The 19,859-nt window shown below is 41.3% G+C and carries 16 protein-coding genes; 3 read left to right on the plus strand and 13 right to left on the minus strand.

Annotation, left to right across the window (positions count from 1 at the left end; all coding sequences use genetic code 11):
• Positions 1 to 3: 3 nt before the first annotated feature.
• From IGJ28_RS00725 to IGJ28_RS00740, 4 genes are all read right to left on the minus strand, one after another.
• On the minus strand, positions 4 to 2,262 hold the full coding sequence (locus tag IGJ28_RS00725; protein WP_438845423.1) for a helix-turn-helix domain-containing protein: 2,259 nt from the start codon (positions 2,260 to 2,262) through the stop codon (positions 4 to 6).
• 100 nt (positions 2,263 to 2,362) lie between these two features.
• Entirely contained in the window at positions 2,363 to 3,262 is a 900-nt protein-coding gene (locus IGJ28_RS00730) for an ROK family protein (RefSeq protein WP_103300335.1), read from the minus strand.
• 228 nt (positions 3,263 to 3,490) lie between these two features.
• Complete coding sequence (locus tag IGJ28_RS00735) at positions 3,491 to 4,654, minus strand: AI-2E family transporter (RefSeq protein ID WP_003128601.1); 1,164 nt, start codon at positions 4,652 to 4,654, stop codon at positions 3,491 to 3,493.
• A gap of 11 nt (positions 4,655 to 4,665) precedes the next feature.
• The gene (locus IGJ28_RS00740) at positions 4,666 to 5,016 is read right to left on the minus strand and encodes a PTS glucitol/sorbitol transporter subunit IIA (RefSeq protein WP_003128600.1); all 351 of its coding nucleotides are present in this window, start codon (positions 5,014 to 5,016) and stop codon (positions 4,666 to 4,668) included.
• Between the two features lie 118 nt (positions 5,017 to 5,134).
• On the opposite strand from IGJ28_RS00740, the gene IGJ28_RS00745 reads away from it, so the two are divergent.
• From IGJ28_RS00745 to IGJ28_RS00755, 3 genes are read left to right on the plus strand one after another with little or no spacing between them, the layout of a single operon-like run.
• Entirely contained in the window at positions 5,135 to 6,157 is a 1,023-nt protein-coding gene (locus tag IGJ28_RS00745; RefSeq protein WP_431382907.1) for a lactonase family protein, read from the plus strand.
• Between the two features lie 21 nt (positions 6,158 to 6,178).
• A complete protein-coding gene (locus tag IGJ28_RS00750) occupies positions 6,179 to 6,529 on the plus strand; it encodes a hypothetical protein (RefSeq protein WP_003128598.1) in 351 nt (116 codons plus the stop codon).
• A gap of 29 nt (positions 6,530 to 6,558) precedes the next feature.
• A complete protein-coding gene (locus IGJ28_RS00755; RefSeq protein ID WP_021149110.1) occupies positions 6,559 to 6,720 on the plus strand; it encodes a hypothetical protein in 162 nt (53 codons plus the stop codon).
• Positions 6,721 to 6,912: 192 nt separating this feature from the next.
• On the opposite strand, the gene IGJ28_RS00760 is transcribed toward IGJ28_RS00755, so the two are convergent.
• From IGJ28_RS00760 to IGJ28_RS00800, 9 genes are all read right to left on the minus strand, one after another.
• Positions 6,913 to 8,460 (minus strand): bifunctional metallophosphatase/5'-nucleotidase, encoded by a 1,548-nt coding sequence (locus tag IGJ28_RS00760; protein WP_003128596.1) that lies wholly within the window; start codon positions 8,458 to 8,460, stop codon positions 6,913 to 6,915.
• A 103-nt stretch (positions 8,461 to 8,563) separates the two neighbouring features.
• Complete coding sequence (locus IGJ28_RS00765) at positions 8,564 to 9,847, minus strand: ABC transporter substrate-binding protein (protein ID WP_103300332.1); 1,284 nt, start codon at positions 9,845 to 9,847, stop codon at positions 8,564 to 8,566.
• Positions 9,848 to 9,868: 21 nt separating this feature from the next.
• On the minus strand, positions 9,869 to 11,161 hold the full coding sequence (locus IGJ28_RS00770) for an MBL fold metallo-hydrolase (protein ID WP_003128593.1): 1,293 nt from the start codon (positions 11,159 to 11,161) through the stop codon (positions 9,869 to 9,871).
• Entirely contained in the window at positions 11,145 to 11,963 is an 819-nt protein-coding gene (locus tag IGJ28_RS00775; RefSeq protein WP_041119808.1) for a carbohydrate ABC transporter permease, read from the minus strand. Before IGJ28_RS00775 ends, IGJ28_RS00770 begins: the two co-directional genes overlap by 17 nt.
• Before the next feature lies 1 nt (position 11,964).
• The gene (locus tag IGJ28_RS00780; protein WP_029487291.1) at positions 11,965 to 12,846 is read right to left on the minus strand and encodes a carbohydrate ABC transporter permease; all 882 of its coding nucleotides are present in this window, start codon (positions 12,844 to 12,846) and stop codon (positions 11,965 to 11,967) included.
• On the minus strand, positions 12,846 to 13,919 hold the full coding sequence (locus IGJ28_RS00785) for an ABC transporter ATP-binding protein (RefSeq protein WP_029487292.1): 1,074 nt from the start codon (positions 13,917 to 13,919) through the stop codon (positions 12,846 to 12,848). Before IGJ28_RS00785 ends, IGJ28_RS00780 begins: the two co-directional genes overlap by 1 nt.
• Positions 13,920 to 14,388: 469 nt before the next feature.
• Complete coding sequence (abc-f, locus tag IGJ28_RS00790) at positions 14,389 to 15,897, minus strand: ribosomal protection-like ABC-F family protein (RefSeq protein ID WP_438845085.1); 1,509 nt, start codon at positions 15,895 to 15,897, stop codon at positions 14,389 to 14,391.
• Between the two features lie 516 nt (positions 15,898 to 16,413).
• Positions 16,414 to 16,842 carry a hypothetical protein gene (locus IGJ28_RS00795; RefSeq protein ID WP_003128588.1) on the minus strand — a complete coding sequence of 143 codons (429 nt, stop codon included), beginning with the start codon at positions 16,840 to 16,842 and terminating at the stop codon, positions 16,414 to 16,416.
• Positions 16,843 to 17,016: 174 nt separating this feature from the next.
• A complete protein-coding gene (locus IGJ28_RS00800; RefSeq protein ID WP_005472760.1) occupies positions 17,017 to 19,695 on the minus strand; it encodes a cation-translocating P-type ATPase in 2,679 nt (892 codons plus the stop codon).
• Positions 19,696 to 19,859: the final 164 nt, after the last annotated feature.

Below are 19,859 nucleotides of genomic sequence, written 5' to 3' on the forward strand. Positions count from 1 at the left end.
TTTTCAGCGTTTTTGGTTGATTTTGCGATATTGTCCTGGTGTTACACCAACGATCGTTCGAAACTTACGCGTATAGTTCGAGACATCATAATAACCGTTGTCCCGAATGATTTCTTTGATCGGTAGATCGGTTTCGACTAATTCTTGTTTGATTTTTTCTAACCGCAGTTCTTGGATATACTTAGAAAATGTTTTGCCACTTTCTTTTTTCACAAATCGGCTAATATAAGAGACAGATACTTTAAATTCTTCCGCAATAGATTCCAATGACAGCTGAGAAGACTGAAAATTTGCTTTGATATAAGCAAAAATCGTTTCATTCAACTCCGATTCTTGATTTTGTGGTCGATCCCTCACTTTTTCGCAAATATGCTGGACCAATTGTTGCAACACCGTTCCTAGTTGCATCAGATTAGTAAAATCTGCATGTTCGGCTGCAAATAGCAAAATCTCCTCTCCCACTAATTCGCCTCCCGTTTGTGCAACCGTATTCAATAAATAATAGCCATACATCTTTTGGACCGGCTGAGATCGTTGTTTACTTAACCCGTCTTTGATTAACCAATGCACCGTTTCAATTGCGATATCGCTATTTCCTTGATTCAATGCTTGGATCAGTTTTAATTTTTGACTGTCGGGATACTGGATCGCCGAGCGTTGTTCTTCTGCGGAAATTTCAAGGTAATAAATGATTTGCTGGTTGTTACTGACATGATAATCCAATGCAGCTAATCCTTCAATATAAGATTCATTGATAGCCGTCAATTCATTGACGATGGTTCCCACCCCAATTGCTGGAAGCAGTCCAATCGCAGCTGCTATTTTTGCCGCGACTTCTTGAACGATCTCTTCCTGTTGGTATCTGTGATCAAATCCCACAGTCAATGCGATCACTTCAGTGGAAAGGATCTCGGTGGCGTAGGCTGTGTACCCTTGGCTGCTGATTTCTTCAATATAGTCAATCAGAAAACAGCTCTCGCCGGCTTTATATTTTGAAGCCACGGTTTTGGTATCGATCGTGATGACAAAATAATTGTCCGCAGGAAAATGAATATGAACGGCTTCGATCAGCCTTGCAACTTCTTGTTCCGAACGCAGACGACCGCTCATCAGCTTTCTAAGAACTTGTTCTCGAGCATGCGGCGTCTGCATCTGGATTTCTTTATGCAGTTCCTGCTGTTCTTCTAAAACAGCAGCCAATGTATTATGAACATCATCCATCGAATTGACCGACATCTCCATATCTTTATGGAATTCTCGAACCAAATGTTCGATTTTGCGGATCGGTCGATAATTTCTGATCCCCATTAATGTAACAGCAATGATCCCCACGAATAGAATACACATAAAAATAAGAATGAAATGTTCTTGAACGCGATTGACCAGCGATAATGCTTGTGATGGATTGGTTACCGATACCACTGAGATATGCAGTTCCTCATTGGGAATTGATTGAACGAGGTACTTTTGCTGATTAAACTGAAAGGTGTCCTGAGTGGTGATCTGAGCCATTTCTTGGGGATCATTCAAAAAAACTGTCAAATCGTTATGATTTGTGCTAGCTAAAATCTGAAACTCATCATTGATCAAATAATTCGTACTCGCACCATCACTATTGGTCAAGTCCAGCATTTTTGCTAAGCTGGCTTCTTTGATCTCATAAATAGCTGCTCCATAGACAGTCAGTTCATCATTTTGTAACGGCACAATGTAGAAGAATCGGGAATGATGCCGTGCCAATGATGCCCCTTCGATAGTCAGCAACGTTGGATAAGCTTTCTCTAGCTGATCGATCAGCTGTCCTTGCTGCATATCATTATCTGGGATTACTTTTTCTAAGAAACCTTCGACGGATAATTTGCCAATCGAAGAAAAAAAGTTCTCCGGTTCTTCTTTATAGTATAAATAAACTTCTTCGACAAACTCATTCGTGATCTTGTAGGTTTGCAGGCTTGCTTTGCCTTCCTTTGAATAATAGGGATGGGTCAAAAAATTTAATGAGAGTTGATGGTCATCCATCATTTTCTGGGTCAGGTAGTTCAATTGAAGGAAGTTGTTCTCTAAGGAGTATTTCAATTGAATCAACTGATTCTTTGCCGTTAATGCAACCTGTTCATTGATACTTTTGACAGAAGTCGCATACCAAATCCACGAGACCGTTAAAAAGGGGATCAGGAATACCAGCAAGTAGGAACTGATTGAGCGCGCGATCCCTCTGAACGTGTTTTGCCCGTTTTGATCGTAAAACTTTTTCACTTTTATCACCTGACCCTTGTTTCATTCGCTGCAATTTAAACGCTTACATAATAAAAAAATAGAGACTATTTTTTTATTACATTTTTATCTTAGAATTGCAACTGTTTTAGCTAGTTTTCATTTCAAAAGTTTGCAGTAACCAATTGTAGCAAGCACCAATTAAATTGGACTCATTCCCAAACTGGCAACAGGCAACATTTGGCAATCGAACTGTACTAGGAATCTGCGCTGCAATCTGCTGAATCTTCTTTTCTAATAGCGGAAGTAAAAAGTCGCTTTCACTGATTCCGCCTCCAATCAAAACAATTTCTGGATCAAGAATGTATTGTAGGTTGTAGCAGGCCACGGCTAGCTTTTCAATAAAGCGATCCACCCAAATCGTCACTGCCGGATCGTTTTGCTGGTAGTAAGCAACAACTTTATACCCATCAATCGAGGGGTCTTTTTTTTCGGCTGCAACTTGTTCTACCAATGTTCTTGTTGCACCGGCAATACTCCAAATTTCCCAATCTTTCTTTTCGACTTCAGGAAACAGCATATAACCAAACTCGCCAGCTAAAAAGTGTTTGCCACGAATCAACTGGTTATCGACCATCAATCCGCCTCCCACAGAGGTACCTAAAACAATGACAGCAAAACTGCTAGCGCCTCTTCCTCTTCCCAGCCATTTTTCTGCTAAAAGCGCGCAATTGCCATCATTCTCCGCGATGACGGGTTTTTGATAATAGTCCGTTAAGAAAGAAACCATGCGATTACCAAATCCCTCATAAAGCGGTGAATCCATCCCAATCTGTTGTGTCACTGGATCGACTAATCCTGTCGTACTAATAGCAATTCCGGAAAAGTCTTTTGGATAGTCATTATCAATATGTGAAATCAATCGGTCGATCACAGTTGAATAGTCTTTATTCATCGGAAAGCTTCCTAATTGTATTCTTTCTCCGTGACTATTCAACAACCCCGTCTTGATCATTGTCCCTCCGATATCTACTGCAAGAATCTTCATTCCAACGCTCCTTTGCTTGTATGTGCTTTCAGTATAAGCATTCTCTAGAAACAGAAGCTATATGTTTTTCTTGCAACTATGTGTCAAAAATCGCACATAACAAAAAGGCTGAAGCAATTCGCTCCAGCCTTCTAAATTCAGCTTTTTTATACTCCGATAAAAAACTAGAAAAATGTGTGAGTCAGTGTGATTTTCACAAAGATCTTTCGTCAAAAAATTTTCTTCGAACTATTCTTGCTGAACATCGCTTTCCGTTTCTTCTTCATACAAACTCGATACGGTCGTATACCATTCAAAAATATGGGTAATGATCACTTTTGCCGCAGCATATACCGGGATCCCCAGAATCACGCCGACAAGTCCGAAGAGTTTACCCGAAGTCAGCAATACTAATAAAATCGTCACGGGATGGATCGACAACTCGTTTCCTAAAACGAGTGGTGAGATCAATCGCCCTTCAATAGTCTGTTCGATCACAAAGACGACCAGAACTTTCACCAACAGGACAGGACCACCGACGATACCCAAAAAGACCGCCGGAACCATCGCTAGAAAAGAGCCTAGGTATGGAATCAAGTTCAAAAAGCCAGCTGCGATCCCTAATGTGATGGCATAATCTAGGCCGATCAAACTAAAACCGACCATAAACATGATGGCTACTGCAAATGCGACTGTTAGTTGCCCGCGAATATAAGAAGAAACTTGATCATTCATCTCTTTTAAAACCGTCAATGATGGTTTACGCATTTTTGTCGGCAAAAATTTCACGAAATAAGGTGCTAACTGTCGTCCATCTTTTAAAAGATAAAAGAGAATAAACGGCATCGTTATGACAGCCAATACCACCGTTGCAACGGCCCCAAAAAAGCTGCCGATATTTTGAATCGTGCTCCGTGATAAGTTTTGAATGATGTCGGTCATTGATGCAATCAACTTCTCATTGGATGCTTCCAATTGATCTTGAACTTGTGAGAAAATCGGATCGGACAAAATCTCATTGACTTTATTTTCAATGATATCCAAATATCCGGGCAAATTCTCAACGAAACTCATGGACTGTTCTTGGATCTTCGGCACAATCACCACAACGCCCCAGACGATCAATCCGATGACCAAAATAAAAAGACCGAAAATACTATAGATGCGTTTGATTCCCTTTCGTTCCAGATAATCAACCGCAGGATTCATCAAGTAATACAAAATCCCCGCCAAAATGATTGGCAATCCAACAATCGCCAGAAATTGCCAAATTGGCTCAAATAGATAGGATACTTTCGTAAACATAAACAAGATTAATAAGACGAGTAGAACCACTAATAGACTCGTGACTGCTTGATTATTTAAAAACCACTTCCAAAACCAGGACAAAGGGCGCTTCTCTGTTTCCTTCATTTCCCCGCCTCCTACTTGTAGATAACTTTCATACCAACTTCAAGGGTCGGCAAATTGAAAGGTTCTAAATAGATAGCGCTGGTCAGTTGCTCTTCGGGTACTTCATCGAAGATAAATGTCACATGCTGGATCGTTTGCAAAATTTGATTTGCGATAGGACCGACATGTGTCACGGTGTACGACTGATCCCCAAAAATAAGTGTATCGCCGTTTTCTACGACCAAATCTTGAGAATCTGGAATCGATTGGATCACTGAATACTCCCTTAAGATTTCTGTTGCTTGGTCGCCGAAAAAAATCAGCATTTTTTCTTTTTGATCGATCGCTTGTGGCCCAATCGCTTTGATTGTTCCTTGTTTCATACAACAACCTCCCCTTTATGTTCTTTTTTTATTATAACATAAGAAGTTTTTCTATCCGCCCATTTCCGCATTCTATGGTAGAATTAATAAGAAATCAAACTATTAGGAGGCTTTTTTTATGTTGCAAACGATCTACCTAGGCACTTATACGCGTCGCGAAAGTAAAGGGATCTATTCGATCACTTTAGATACAGAAAAAGAACAATTGGTCGACTTGACCTTGCGTGCGGAAGAAAAGAGCCCAACGTATCTTGCCCGCAGTAAAAAAGAAAGAGTTTATACTGTGACCGAAGTTGATGGCGCAGGCGGTTGTGGTGCTTATACGCCTGCATTTGAGTTGTTGAATACTGTGACCGAAGAAGGCGCACCATTGTGCTATGTAGCAGTAGATGAACCTCGTCAACTTGTTTATGGTGCTAATTATCATAAAGGTGAAGTAAACGTCTACAAAATATTGGCGGACGGCAGTATTGAAGCCACTGATCACATCTATCATGATGAACCTGTTGGTCCTCACGAAAATCAAGACAACCCTCATGTACACTACACAGACTTAACGCCGGATCAACGCTTAGCTGTATGTGATCTTGGAACAGACCGTGTGTATACGTATGACGTTTCTGCTGAAGGAAAATTAACAGAAGCGGCTGTTTATGTTGCAGCTGCCGGAACAGGCCCTCGTCATTTAGTGTTCCATCCTAACCACCAATATGCTTATCTGGTAGGAGAACTGGACAGCTCTTTGACTGTTTTACGCTACAATGAAGCTGATGGCAGCTTTGAAGAAATCCAAAAAGTACCGACTTTACCAGAAGATTTCACCGACTTTAATAGTGGGGCTGCTGTCCGAGTATCAAAAGATGGACGTTTCGTTTATTCATCCAATCGTGGACACAACTCTCTCGTTGTCTTTGAAGTAATTGAAGATGGCGCTGGCTTGAATTTCATTCAACGTCTATCAACGGAAGGTGACTTCCCGCGAGACTTTGACTTGGACCCAACCAACAAATTCTTAGTTTGTGCCAATCAAAATTCCGACAACTTGACTTTGTACCGTCGCAACGCCGAAACTGGTGAACTCACTACTATTCAAAAAGACGTTTACGCGCCTGAATGTGTTTGTGTCTTATTTGAAAAATAAAACGATCAGGAGGACTCCCCCATGTTTGATAAAACACCCATCGAGCTTTTACTGAAAGATTTTTCAAATATTTATAATAAGTGCCAGTCAACTTATGAATTGGTCACTAGCCGTCGTTACAATGAAGCCCTCGTCTTATTGACTACGGCTGAAACCTATGCCATTGCAGAAAAAGCCTATATTCGTTGTGATACCTTTAAAGAATTGCAAACATCCGAAGTTACTGGCTTCTTTGATGCTTTTGAGATTTACTATTTTGAATTGAAACAAGTCCTTTTCCATGATGACGATGACTTTGTTTCTCTTAAAAGTCGTTTGGAAAAAATGAAAGAAATGTATGAAGCATTGACAGCCGCATTCAATTTGTTATGATGGTACCAAATAGACGAAAAGGTGATCTCATGAACCAAGAAGAAGTGCTTGAGCGCTTAAAAGAAGAGTTAGAACTTCCTTTTTTCCAAGCAAAATTAGAGGAAAAAAACTATAGCGAAGAAGACTATCAGCAGGTAAAAGCCGATTTGATTCGCTACTTCGATGAATATGTCCGCAATGTAGAAAACTAATCTGATTTTCTTTTACAAGAACATAGAAAGGGTCTGTGTCATAAGTAGCAACTAGACAAGACGATCCGAGGATAACTGGGTGTCATCCATCGTACATTGGTGATGGAAACTTGCTGAAGCGCAAGCACAGTCTCATTCTCCTCGGAATCGTTCGTTTGTTGCATGACTTATGTCACAGCCCTTTTTGGCTTTTTAGTACACGATTTTGAAATTCTGATTCGTCTCAGCTTCTAGTACTGGGTGTTGTTTCAAATAATCAGCAATCAATTCAGTCATATCCACTTGGATCTCCCGTACAATTTTGTCGGCTGTAAACATCGCGTAATTCCCACCGCCTACCGCTCGGTATTGATTTACGACAACTTCCAGCTCCTGTTCCGGCGTGATAGGCTCATTATGGAACAACAAGCGTGTGATTCGTTTGCCAACTGGCTGGTTCATATCAATCGTATAGTCGATTCCTTCGTACATATCATAATTGTAGTATTGCGGTTTCGGCTCGATAAAGGCTGGATTAAAGACGATTTTTCCTGCTTCGACGGCTAAGTAATTCGCTGTCTGTTCCAACGCAAGACGCAACTCTGCTCCGGTCACTTTTACGACAGCCAATGTATTAGGATAAATATAATTCGTGATGACATCCCGCATCGTGATCGTTGTACCGAAGCCTTTCCCTTCATTATTGAAGAGCGCTGTCCCAGATATTTCCGCTCCGCTGGCAGCCATCTGAACGCGATTGATAAATTCCACGTATGGATGTTCCACGATCCGTGCCTGCATCGGATCAGTAATTCGCATATCCCCGTTCACTTTCCCTAGCGGCTGATCCAACCAGCTTTCCAATTCCGTCTCAATTGGTTCGATCATTGCCAAAATTGCTTCATCGGCTGAAACTTCTGCCACTGAATGCAATGTCGCTTGTTGATCCGTAATCACTGTTTGACCCTCTTTTTTCTCTATTGTTAATTGGATTCGGCCGATTTGGCTGCCCCGATAACCTGGCTGGACCACAGGGACCCCATTGACAATGGCGGCGATTTCCCGATGTTGGTGTCCAGTAAAGAAAGCGTCAATCCCCGGCACCTCTTGCAGTAACTCATAGCCTTCATTCTCTCCGGTCAACAATTCGGTGGCTTCACCGGTTACCAAATCTTTCTCAAAACCGCCATGATAGCTGACGATGACAAGATCTGCTTGTTTTCTTAGCTCTGGCACATATTTTTTTGCCGTTTGGATAATGCTTTCGAACCGCATCCCCTTGATGGTAGCTGGTTGTTCCCAATGAGGAATATACTGGGTCACCAATCCCAACACCGCAATCTTAATCCCATCTTTTTCAAGGATCGTATAGGCTTTGCCGAAATAGGGCTGTCCCTCTTCATTTAAGATGTTCGCTGCTAAAACAGGGGACTGATAACTAGCGATTGCCTCTTGAAGATACGTTAATCCATAATTAAATTCATGGTTTCCTAAAACATGGACATCGTATGCCATGTGATTGATCACTTTGGTCAATTCTGCTACCGGATGCTGGCTTTTGGCAATATAATAACTCAGTGGGGATCCTTGGATAAAATCGCCATTTTCGATCATTACAACAGGACCATCGGCTTCGGCTTTTAACTGCTTTAGTTTCGTTGCGACTTTCGCTGCCCCAATAGCCAGATCGTGGTCGTCGGCGAAATTAGTTGGGTAGACATAGCCGTGCATGTCGCTGGTTTCAAGAAAGGTGATTTGCATTTTCTCATTACTCCTCTAACATTTATGTAAAAGAGACCGCAGGGATATCTGACGGTCTCTTTCGGGTTGATAGGGTCATTGTCTGGCCCTTTTACGAGCAGAACTATTGATTCCAAACATCCTCAAGTTGTGGAATGGAATCTTTAATCAATTTATCGGTATCTTTGTCAGTATTCGACAAAATATTCTCCATGATTGAACGAACTTCATTGTAAGCTGAGTCTGCATTTTCAATTACTGGGATCGAGAAAAGTTCTTTTGTTGCTTCACTTAACTCAGAAGCAACTTTCGTATCTGGATTGTTCTTGTATTCATCACTATCTAAAACAGATTGAACAACTGGCATGTATCCTGTTGAAACTGCCCATTCTAATTGTGACTCAGGAGAAGTCAAAAACTTCATGTATTCAAAAGCAGCGGTACGTTCCTCTGGAGATGCACTTGTGAACATATATAAGTCTGTTCCTTGTTGTAGATTGATTTTTTCTGGGCGGGCAGAGACACCATATTCAAATTTGCCTTCGGTGTCTTTTTTGACATATCCTTCTCCAGCAATCGAGCCGATGAACATCGCAACTTGTTCGTTTGCGAATGGTCCTGAAAGATATTGATCGGATCCAGCAATACGGAAGTAGCCGTCTTTCACACCTTCCGCATAATAATTGATGACTTCTTTCGATTCATCGCTGTCTAGCTGTAAATCCTTGTTAAAATCAACACCTTTGTTTTTCATGCCAATAGCATAGTAGTTATTCAATGAATCAAAGCCAGCACCAACAACGCTGCCATTTGATTTTTCGTAAATTGTTTTTGAAGCTTCTTTTAACTCATCTAATGTTGTCGGTACTTCTACACCATATTCTTTTAAAAGATCTGCATTGTAGAATAACATTTCCGTTGATTTGTTGAAAGGAATACCATATTGGACACCATCAATTTGTGCACCTTCTAATAATGAAGAGCGAATTTCTTCTTGGTCACCCCAACCAATCGTATCATTATCGATATACTCGCCTAAATCAACAAGCATTTCATCTTGAGCTGCATTCCAAAGCCAACCTGGATACGCTTGTGTGATGGTTGGCAAATCTTTTGGTGAAGGTAGTGTCGAATTGATTTTCGCCTGCAGATCGGAGTACTGAGATTGATTTTGCAGTTCTACTTTCACATTTGGGTTTGCTTCCATAAACTCATCTGTCAGTTTCGTCAGTGCTTCTTCTTGTGCACCATTCATTGCATGCCAGAATGTGACAGTAGTATCTTTAGGAACCTCTGTAACGATCTCATCGCTGCCTTTTGCACTGTCATTTGAGCCATTGTTGCCGCATGCCCCTAACACTAAAGTTGCCGCAGCCACTGCTGCAAATGCTAGTTTTTTTGATTTCATTCTTTACTCTCCTCTATCCTTTTATAGTTCTATTTTCTCGCCACGTTCTGGCAATATTCTTTCGCCATACGGATTCACCAGTTTCTCTGGTTTCAAGGTATGGATTGGAACCAATCTTTTTGGTTCGATCCACGCAATAATCTGATCAAGATCCTCAGGAACTGCGTGTCCCGAAACCGGCAGCCGTACAAACTCAATTTCCAGCTTTGCTAACAAAGCGAGAAACTCTTCATAGGCAGGATCAAAAGCCCCCAACGGTTGTGCATCGCTATGGATATACAGACTGCCTGGTTGTAAATTTTCAAAATGGTCAACTGCTTGCCAGACATACTGGCCAGTGTCGACACATAAAGAACGATAATCAATTTCTAGCGCAGGATCTAACTCTGCTAAGGAAGCTCCGCCTTCAACCGTGTAATAGGGAACTTCTCTGTCAAAGATTTCTTTCAGTAATGCTGCTTGGTGTGCTTCAAGGACGATCGTTCGAGGACAAGCATCCACCAAAGCTAAAAAGCGCTCTACATTGGCAGGATAGCCGTTGAAAGTGATTTGCCGTTGTGGATTTTTTTCGACCAACTCGACAAAAGCCGCTACCAATTCTTTCTCACTGGCTACTTCGATAGTATCTGGATCGCTTTCTCTTTCAGGAAAACTGATACTGACTCCTTCCATCATCAATAGATCCGTGTGTTTGGCTAACTGACAAAATTCTTTTGTCCGCTCTGGATGATAGCCATGCAACCGCAAATCGCCCGTATAGGCAATAAAGTGATCCGGTGTTCGAATCAGCAATGCCGCGGCACCATAGGCGTCGTGGTCCACAGGAACGATCTCTACTTCGATCTCACCAACTTTGATCACATCGTGGGGTTCCAAGCCAATCATTTCCCGCACAAAGGCAGGGGCTTCATGAGGAGTAGGAATCAAAAAATCACCGGTGCGATTCAATGCTTTTAGGATCGCTTTGGTTTCTTTCAAGGTATACAAAGGGATTGCAGGGTCCAAATAATTGACCATCTTTGAATGATCAAGATGGGCATGAGATAGAAAAACAGCTGTTTCTTGATAGTCCTTTTGTTCTGATCCATGATACGTATAAGACAGACGAGGATCATAGACATTGCGCAATTGCGGGACCCAGCGATGATCCACTAAGGTCTGTAATGCTTCGTCGGGTAATGGCTGCTCTGGGTGATACTCCGAACCAAAATCGAAGAAAATATGGGCATCTTTGTATGCCACTTCGATGACGGTGCCGCCGATCGTGAGAATACCACTGTGAAATGTAACTGTTGTTTTAGCCTTTGATGCCATCTTTTGCCACTCCTTTAATAATCTCTTTTCTAAAAATCAAATAAATGATCAAAATCGGAATGACAGTCAATGTCGCAGCTGCCATCTGCAAATGAACATCGCTACCGCTTTCTGATGTGAAGGCCGCTAGCCCATTATTCAACAACCGATATTTTTTTTCATTCGTGACTAACAATGGCCACAAGAAAGAATTCCAGCTCGAGATAAAGGTCAAGATGCCAACAGTCACTAGTGCCGGTTTAGACATTGGGATCAATATCCGCCGTATGTAAGCCATATCGCTTGCACCATCGATTTTTGCTGCTTTATAAAAGGTATTCGAAATGCTTTTCAAATAGCCATTCAGGTAATAAATATAAAAGATACTCGTCAGAAAAGGAATAATCAACGCACTGTAAGTATTCAACAACCCCATTTGAGCAATCGTGTTGTAGTTGGTAAAGATGATTGATTCATAAGGAACCATCAATAAGGAAATCATTAGAGCAATCACAAGCCCTTTGAATTTGAATTCCAAACTAGTCAATGCAAAAGCTGCCAGAATAGCAGTAATCAATGTGGCGATAGTCGTGACTGCTGAAACAAAGACTGTATTCAGAAAGTAACGAAGAAATGGTGCTTTGGTAAAGACTTCGGCATAGTTGCTCCATTGAAAGGACTCCGGCAAAATCGTAGGCGGAATACTGGTGGCCTCACTATAAGTCATCAGTCCCGCGAGAATCATATAAATAAACGGAAAAATCGTGATGATCGCTAAGAGCGCCAAAAAAATCAGAGAGATGAGGGTTACGACTTTTTTCATCTTATTCCCCTACTTTCTTTAAAATTTTATTTTGGATAAAGGTCACCGCCAAAATAATAACAAAGAGAATCACAGTCGCAGCCATTGCGATCCCAGGACGGCCCGCAATATGGAATTTGTCATAAATATAATAGACAGCTGTGGTTGCGCTTTTGGCGATACCGGGTTGACCACCAAACAAGGCATAGACTTGTGTATAGACTTTAAAGGCACTGATGATATTAACGGTCAACAAGAAGGCAAATGTCGGAATCAACTGCGGAAAAGTAATCTTGCGAAAAATCTCCCAGTTATTGGCGCCAAACATTTTTGCGATCTTATAATGTTCTTTGTCAATGTTACGCATCCCTGCTAAGAGAATAATAATATTGAAGGCCAAACTGCTCCAAATCCCAAAAATGATCAGTGTCGGCATACTCATATTGACATTATCCAGCCAATTGACGGCGGGAATCCCCACTAAGCCCAGCAAGTAGTTGATGATCCCATAAGACCCATTAAAGAAATAGCGAAACACGATCCCAATGGCGATGGTACTGGTGACATACGGCATAAAGAAGATCGTCTCAAAAAAGCTCTTATGTTTCACCTTTTCAAAGATGATCCAAGCGATCGCTAGTGAAATCACTAATGCAATAGGAACCACAGCGAATGCAAACCAAGCTGTATTCTTTAGCGCCTTGAAAAACACTGGATCCGTCAGCACTTTTTGGTAGTTTTCTAATCCGGCATATCGCTGATTGATCAATGATCCTTTTTGAAAACTCATAAACAATGAACGAAATAATGGATACACACTAAAGAGCAAAATAATGACTAGTGAGGGCAATAAGAACAGCCAAGCTTTGGGTTGATTTTCGGGATTATAATTTTTCTTGAACATCAATAAACTCGCTCCCCTTTTTCATCAAAGATGAACGCTTTTTTGTAATTGAAGTCAAAAGCTAAGTGTGCTCCTTCTTCAATGATTTCTTCGATGCTAACGATCGATTTAACGTGGATGTCAGCCAGATCAAAGTTCAAGATCCGTTCACGACCAATTAGTTCAACACTTTTTATCTCGGTATTGAATAATGGTGTTTGGGTCGTCGTTAACACATCTTCTGGACGGATCCCTAAAGTATAATGACCATCTGTCAACGGTTTCTTGAAGCGGATATCCACGAAGCGCTCTGTAGGGATCGTGAATTCTGGATGATGCATGACACCATCTGTCACTTCTACTGGCAAGATATTGATAATTGGGTTTCCGATAAACTTTGCAACGAATAAATTATTGGGTTCTAAATAAAGATTTTGCGGATCATCATTTTGCTGGATCACGCCTTCATTCATCAAAATGATTTTGTCACTGATAGACAACGCTTCTTCTTGGTCATGAGTCACAAAAATCGTCGTGATCCCAACTTCTTTGACTAAGCGACGAATCTCCTCGCGAATCTTTAAACGCAAACGCGCATCTAAATTACTCAATGGTTCATCCAGCAATAGTACTTCAGGATTTTGGACTAACGCACGAGTGATGGCAACCCGCTGTTGCTGCCCACCAGACAATGTACCAGGTTTTTTATCCTTCAATTCTTCAATATTGGTCAGCTGCATATATTTTTCAGCAATTTGCTGCGCTTCGTTTTTCTTGATTTTTTTATCACCAACAGTCAGTGGAAACATGACATTTTCTAAAACGGTCATATGAGGATACAAGGCATAATTTTGAAAAACAAAGCCGATATTGCGATCCTTTGGCTCCGTTTTCACCACGGAATTTCCGTTAAAGCGGATATCCCCATCTGTCGGACTCAACAATCCAGCGATCAAATTCAAAATCGTTGACTTCCCACAGCCACTAGGCCCAAGTAAACAAACAAGATCGCCCTTCTCGATCGTAAAATCCACCGCTTTCAAAGCTTCAAACTTGTTGTCAAAGACCTTCTTCAACCCAACTACTTCTATCAAAAAAAGAACCTCCATTATTTTTCTCTTTGCCGCTTTTGTTCGACCAGCAAGATAGGAACACAAAAACAGCTGAATTCTTACAGGCTGTTGTCAAACGCTCAAAGAAATTCGATTTTTATGATAACAAATGAATATTTTTATTCGGTACTGTTATTGTAAATCTTTTGTAAAACCCTTTGGTAATTATGATAGAAATTTTAATTAACTAGCAGAACGATGAGAAAAAAATGAGATTGTTGAACGACAGAATATTGCATTGTAAGGCTTTTTTTCTTGCAAAATAAATAAAAAATCCAGCTAAAATAAATAAAAAAAGAAAAAACAGGCACCCCATTTATTATTTTTTATCTAGACCACTCAAATCAAAAAAACAGACTAACGATCAAAATAGGGTAGCTTTCTCAAAAACCCACCACTTTAAAATAACAAAACCGGGATAAGATTTAAAAAAATCCTATCCCGGTTCGATTTATGGACGCGCTAGATCTGTATGTCCAAGCAAAAATTGTTGTGTAGACACTTGATCCAGAAAATGGCGATCATGTTCAATGATCAACATCGTCGGTTGGACAAGTTGGATCACTTCAGCTAACTGATTCTGATTAAAGACATCCAGATAATTCAAGGGTTCATCCCAGATAAACAGCTCAGCAGGGGTTGCCAACGATTTTGCCAATTCCACACGCTTACGCTGCCCCATACTCATATCTTCGATTCGGGTCTGAAAGACATTTCGCTCCACGCCCAATTTCTTCAGATTATTCAACAATTCTTGATAATCCAATCGGTGGGATTCAGCAAACTCAGTCAAGGTGCCTCGATTATCCTCGTAATTTTGGCGAACACGACTGATGGACAAATGTTGCGGCATCCAAACAGAGCCGGTGACAGTTCCAGTAAAATGACCTAATAGGCCAGCCACTAAACTCGATTTGCCAGAACCATTTGCACCCAAAATACCAATCCGGTCACCAGCTTCGATGGTAAAATTCAACGGATCAAACAACGGTTGCTCATACGTCAATTGCAAATTTTCCACTCGCAGCAAAACTTTGTGATGCGTGGCTTTAACATTCATAGAAAGGGGATCGATATATTCGATGTCTTTCAACAACTGTTCTTTGACTTGTGCTTGATCTTCCATCCGCTTGACGATTGCTTTGGATCGTTTCATCGTTCTGGCTGCCCGAGCACCAATCGCCCCTGTGTCATAGACTGCTCCACTGCCTTTTTTTGCTGGTGATCCCAGTTTATCTCGTTCCCGTCCTCGTGACCATTCTGCTTTTTCGGCAGCCGTTCGCTTTAAACGGCCGATCTCTTTTTTCAGTTTAACATTTTGCTCCTGTTCAAACTGATCTTGCCGTTGCTTTTGTTCTTCGTAAACAGAAAAGTTCCCCTGATAAATCACTAGTCGGCTTTTTTCAATCGATAAAATGTGATCCACCACTTCGTCAACAAAGTGTCGATCATGGCTGACGACGATAAAGCCTTTTTTCCGTTTTAGATAAGCAGCTACATGAGCACGAGCTGTAATGTCTAAATGATTGGTGGGTTCATCGATCAACGGAAAGTGTTCCTCATCGATGAACAGTAGTGCAAGTAAAACTTTGGTTTGTTCCCCACCAGACATTGTCTCAAATGGACGCCAGAGGACATCTGGATCCAACTGAAGCAAATTTAACTCTCGCTCGATCTGCCATTGCTCAAAGTCACACAGATCTTGTAATGTATCATAGGTTAGTTGTTGCGGATCTGCCACTGGTTGAGGAAAGTAAACGAATGCTTGCTGATGGGTGATAGTCCCGCTATAAGGCAATTGGTCTTGCAGTAATTTGAGTAAAGTAGTTTTCCCCCGACCATTTCGACCGATCAAACCTAATTTCCACTGGGTATCGATCACCAAATCAGCTTGATCGAACAGCAGATGATTCTGAGTATCGAAGCCAAAACTTAATTGTTCTATTTTTATATTTGACATTTTTGTACCTCCTGTCTATCTCTAGACAAAAACCGCGCCTATTTTCAGGTCAGGTTCCAGAAAAGTACACAAAAAGACCCTCCAGAAAAACACACCAATCCTGAAAATCTGCACACTGCTCCCTAGAGAACATGATTCTATGCAGCTTCCAACAAATTGGTTAGTTTTTCAATGGAGGATCCCTCATTTCGTTTATAAGTTGTTTTCAGTATAGCATCTACCGCGAAAAACCGCAATTGGCGATACTTGTTTTTAGATTAGCAGTGAAACGATACTAACAAACTGTTAGGTAAATTTATTCACAATGTCTTTTGCAGTCATTTTATTATTTTGAGTAAAAAAACATTTATAAAAATAAAAAAACCATCAGGTTGGTTAGTCCTGATGGCAAAAGGAGTAAAATGAAAAATAAAAAGGTTGTTGGTTGTGAATTCATTATACATCCACCATCATCATTTTACATAAGAATAACATAACATTTAAATTAAATAACTCTCGTTTAAGAAACGAACTTTATCATTTTTTTAACAAGAGAGCTGTCATCCGCTGAATTGCAAAAGAGATTTCATCAGTGGCTTCGTCTTGTTTTTTCTCTGACGCATCGAAAGCTTCCCGATCGACCCCATCAGCAATACTTAGAATCATTTCTTCACAGCCAGCAACATACTTCGTATATGCTCGTTCAAATTTTTTGTGAATCCCCATGACCGTTGCAGGCGGGCGTAATTTAGAGATCTGTTCCAGCATCAAACGATATTTGTCCGTTCCTTTTTTAAAGGACGCTTCGATTGTTTCCAGACGCTCTGGTGATAGTTCAGATTCCTTTTTTTTATCGAGAGCCTGACGAATCTCTTCATAATTCGGATTCATGGTTTCCCCGATTTTCTCTGTCTCCTTCACTAGATCATTGATTGTTTGTACATAAAAACCTAAATTCGGTCGCACGATTCATTCCCCTACTTTCTTCTTAGCTATCTTTTATTTTACCGTTTATTGCCAAAAATGAAAAGGTCGGCAAAAGCAGATTGTTCATTCGCCCCTATTATTCATTTACGACGATTGGTGTGAACAAAAACCGCAGTCAGAATACTCTGCCTGCGGAATAAATTTAGAGACTGCTTATTTTTTGCCCATTGCACGTTGGACAGCTTTAACGATCTCAACGATCGGGATGATCGCGAAGGATGCACCTAGAACGATTCCCCATTGATAGAGATCTAAATGAGCCACTCGGAAGATGTCATTTAATCCAGGAACAACAATGATGACCATCATCAATGCAAAGGAAAGCAAGATTGCCCAGTTAAAGGTTTTGTTGCGGAAAGGTCCCACTTTGAATAATGATTGGTAAACAGACTTAACGTTAAAGGCATGGAACAGTTGCATCAATCCTAGTGTAGCAAACGCCATTGTCAATGCATCCGCATGGATTGCATCATAGGTATCGTGTACCGGCCATTGAATTGCTGACCAGTAGACGAACAAGACCGTTGCAGCTTCCAAGATCCCTTGATAGATGATACTGCTCATGACTCCACCAGAGAAGAAGTTCGAATTCCGGCCACGAGGGGCATGCTTCATCAAATCTTTCTCAGCTGGCTCCATTCCCAATGCGATTGCAGGGAAAGTATCTGTTACAAGGTTGATCCACAACAGATGGATCGGCAACAGTGTATCCCAGCCCCATAAGGTAGCTAAGAACAATGTCAAAACTTCACCTAAGTTAGCCGCTAACAAATATTGGATCGCTTTTTGGATGTTTGAGAAAACTTTTCGTCCTTCTTCAACAGCCACAACGATTGTTGCGAAGTTGTCATCAGCCAGAACCATATCCGAAGCACCCTTAGATACTTCAGTCCCAGTGATTCCCATACCAACACCGATATCAGCTTGTTTCAGTGCTGGCGCATCATTGACACCATCACCTGTCATAGCGACGACTTTGCCTTCATGTTGCCATGCTTTCACGATCCGAACTTTATGTTCAGGTGAAACCCGTGCATAAACCGAGTAATGAGTCACTTTTTGTGCAAACTCTTCATCACTCATTTTGTTCAATTCAGCACCCGTCAATACAGCTGCGTCATCACCAGGCTTGATGATTCCTAGACGTCCAGCGATTGCTTCTGCTGTGTCTCGGTGGTCTCCTGTGATCATGATTGGACGAATACCAGCTTCTTTAGCTACTCGCACAGCATCGGCTGCTTCAGCCCGTTCAGGGTCGATCATCCCTACAAGACCAGCAAAGACTAGATCATTTTCTACGATTTCTGATTCCAAGTTTTCTGGTACTGCATCTACATACTTGTATGCCATTCCCAAGACACGAAGCGCTTGTTTGGCCATATCTGTATTGTTGAACAAGATTTTTTGTTTTTCTTCTTCAGTCATTGGTACTTCTTGTCCGTTCAACAAGACTTTTGACGCACGTCCCAATAAGACATCAGGCGCGCCTTTCACTGCAACTAAGTAACGACCATCTTCTTGTTCATGGATCGTACTCATCAATTTACGATCCGAATCAAATGGCAGATCCGCTACACGAGGTTCTGCACTCACTTGATCTTTCACGTGGAAGCCTTGATCCATCCCGAATTGAACAAGTGCTGTTTCAGTAGGATCACCAATCAAGTTGCCTTCCTCACCGAACTTAGTATCATTCGCGAAGTTCATGACTTTCAGAGCCATTGTATCCAATGGAATGTCTTCAGAAGCAGCATGTTGCTTGTCATTGACATAAAGTTTTTCAACTGTCATTTGGTTTAGTGTCAATGTACCTGTTTTATCTGATGCGATGATGTCTGTCGCACCCAATGTTTCTACTGCCGGTAATTTACGAATAACAGCGTTTCGTTTGGCCATGACTTGCGTGCCTAGTGCTAAGATGATCGTTACGATCGCTGGCAATCCTTCTGGAATCGCAGCAACCGCAAGAGAGATTGATGTCAGCAACATGTCGACCCAAGAAGTATTATTGAAGATCGTACCAACAAAGAACATAATTACGGCGATCACGATGATGGCGATCGTCAAGAATTTACCAAGTTCATTCAAGTTACGTTTCAACGGCGTTTCCGTTTCTTCGGCTCTTGCTAACATACCAGCGATCTTACCGACTTCTGTCGCCATCCCTGTATTGACAACGACCCCTTTTCCCCGTCCATAAGTCACATTACTGTTGGAGTAAGCCATATTGACACGATCACCGATCCCAACATCTGTTGCATCGATCACAGTCAATTCTTTTTCTACGGGTACCGATTCACCAGTTAATGCCGCTTCTTCGATTTTCAGAGAACTAGCTTCTAATAAGCGTAAATCAGCTGGTACCACATCGCCGGCTTCTAAAAGAACGATATCTCCGGGAACCAGTTCATCGCTTTTGATCGTCACCGTATGCCCATTTCGTAACACATTGGCATTGGGCGTCGACATTTCCCGCAACGCTTCGATGGCTTGTTCGGCCTTCGCTTCTTGAACCACGCCCATGATCGCATTGATAATAACAACGGCTAAAATAATGATTGAATCGACGATTTCATGTGACACGACAGCAGAAATGATCGCAGCGGCTAACAAGACGATGATCATCAAATCTTTGAATTGTTCAAAGAATTTTTGAGCCATCGATTTTTTCTTACCTTCTTCTAATTCATTGGCGCCATATTGTGACAGACGACTTTTGGCTTCGTCATTTGTCAAACCGTTGGCATCGGTTTGCAGCTCTTTCAGAACAGCCTCAGCTTCTTGTGCATAAAAAGCTTGCGAGAGTTGCTCTTTTTTATTCTCTTCAGACATGTTTTTCCTCCTTTATTCTTCTTCCTTCTTTATTGTACATGAAATGAAAAAAAATAGACTCATGTATGCACTAAAACACATACACGAGTCTCACTATTTAAGGCAACACCAGAAATTTCTTTCAGGATGGTGATGTTGCCGCAGCGATAAGCTGCCAGTTACTC

Source organism: Enterococcus sp. AZ091 (assembly GCF_051714805.1).
Taxonomy (GTDB): Bacteria; Bacillota; Bacilli; order Lactobacillales; family Enterococcaceae; genus Enterococcus_D; species Enterococcus_D gallinarum.

What these genes read in the sequence shown, in the direction of transcription:
- IGJ28_RS00730 (WP_103300335.1), bottom strand. Translation starts at nt 3,262, where the DNA reads ATGAAGATTCTTGCAGTAGATATCGGAGGGACAATGATCAAGACGGGG.
- IGJ28_RS00735 (WP_003128601.1), bottom strand. Translation starts at nt 4,654, where the DNA reads ATGAAGGAAACAGAGAAGCGCCCTTTGTCCTGGTTTTGGAAGTGGTTT.
- IGJ28_RS00740 (WP_003128600.1), bottom strand. Translation starts at nt 5,016, where the DNA reads ATGAAACAAGGAACAATCAAAGCGATTGGGCCACAAGCGATCGATCAA.
- IGJ28_RS00745 (WP_431382907.1), top strand. Translation starts at nt 5,135, where the DNA reads ATGTTGCAAACGATCTACCTAGGCACTTATACGCGTCGCGAAAGTAAA.
- IGJ28_RS00750 (WP_003128598.1), top strand. Translation starts at nt 6,179, where the DNA reads ATGTTTGATAAAACACCCATCGAGCTTTTACTGAAAGATTTTTCAAAT.
- IGJ28_RS00755 (WP_021149110.1), top strand. Translation starts at nt 6,559, where the DNA reads ATGAACCAAGAAGAAGTGCTTGAGCGCTTAAAAGAAGAGTTAGAACTT.
- IGJ28_RS00760 (WP_003128596.1), bottom strand. Translation starts at nt 8,460, where the DNA reads ATGCAAATCACCTTTCTTGAAACCAGCGACATGCACGGCTATGTCTAC.
- IGJ28_RS00765 (WP_103300332.1), bottom strand. Translation starts at nt 9,847, where the DNA reads ATGAAATCAAAAAAACTAGCATTTGCAGCAGTGGCTGCGGCAACTTTA.
- IGJ28_RS00770 (WP_003128593.1), bottom strand. Translation starts at nt 11,161, where the DNA reads ATGGCATCAAAGGCTAAAACAACAGTTACATTTCACAGTGGTATTCTC.
- IGJ28_RS00775 (WP_041119808.1), bottom strand. Translation starts at nt 11,963, where the DNA reads ATGAAAAAAGTCGTAACCCTCATCTCTCTGATTTTTTTGGCGCTCTTA.
- IGJ28_RS00780 (WP_029487291.1), bottom strand. Translation starts at nt 12,846, where the DNA reads ATGTTCAAGAAAAATTATAATCCCGAAAATCAACCCAAAGCTTGGCTG.
- abc-f (WP_438845085.1), bottom strand. Translation starts at nt 15,897, where the DNA reads ATGTCAAATATAAAAATAGAACAATTAAGTTTTGGCTTCGATACTCAG.
- IGJ28_RS00800 (WP_005472760.1), bottom strand. Translation starts at nt 19,695, where the DNA reads ATGTCTGAAGAGAATAAAAAAGAGCAACTCTCGCAAGCTTTTTATGCA.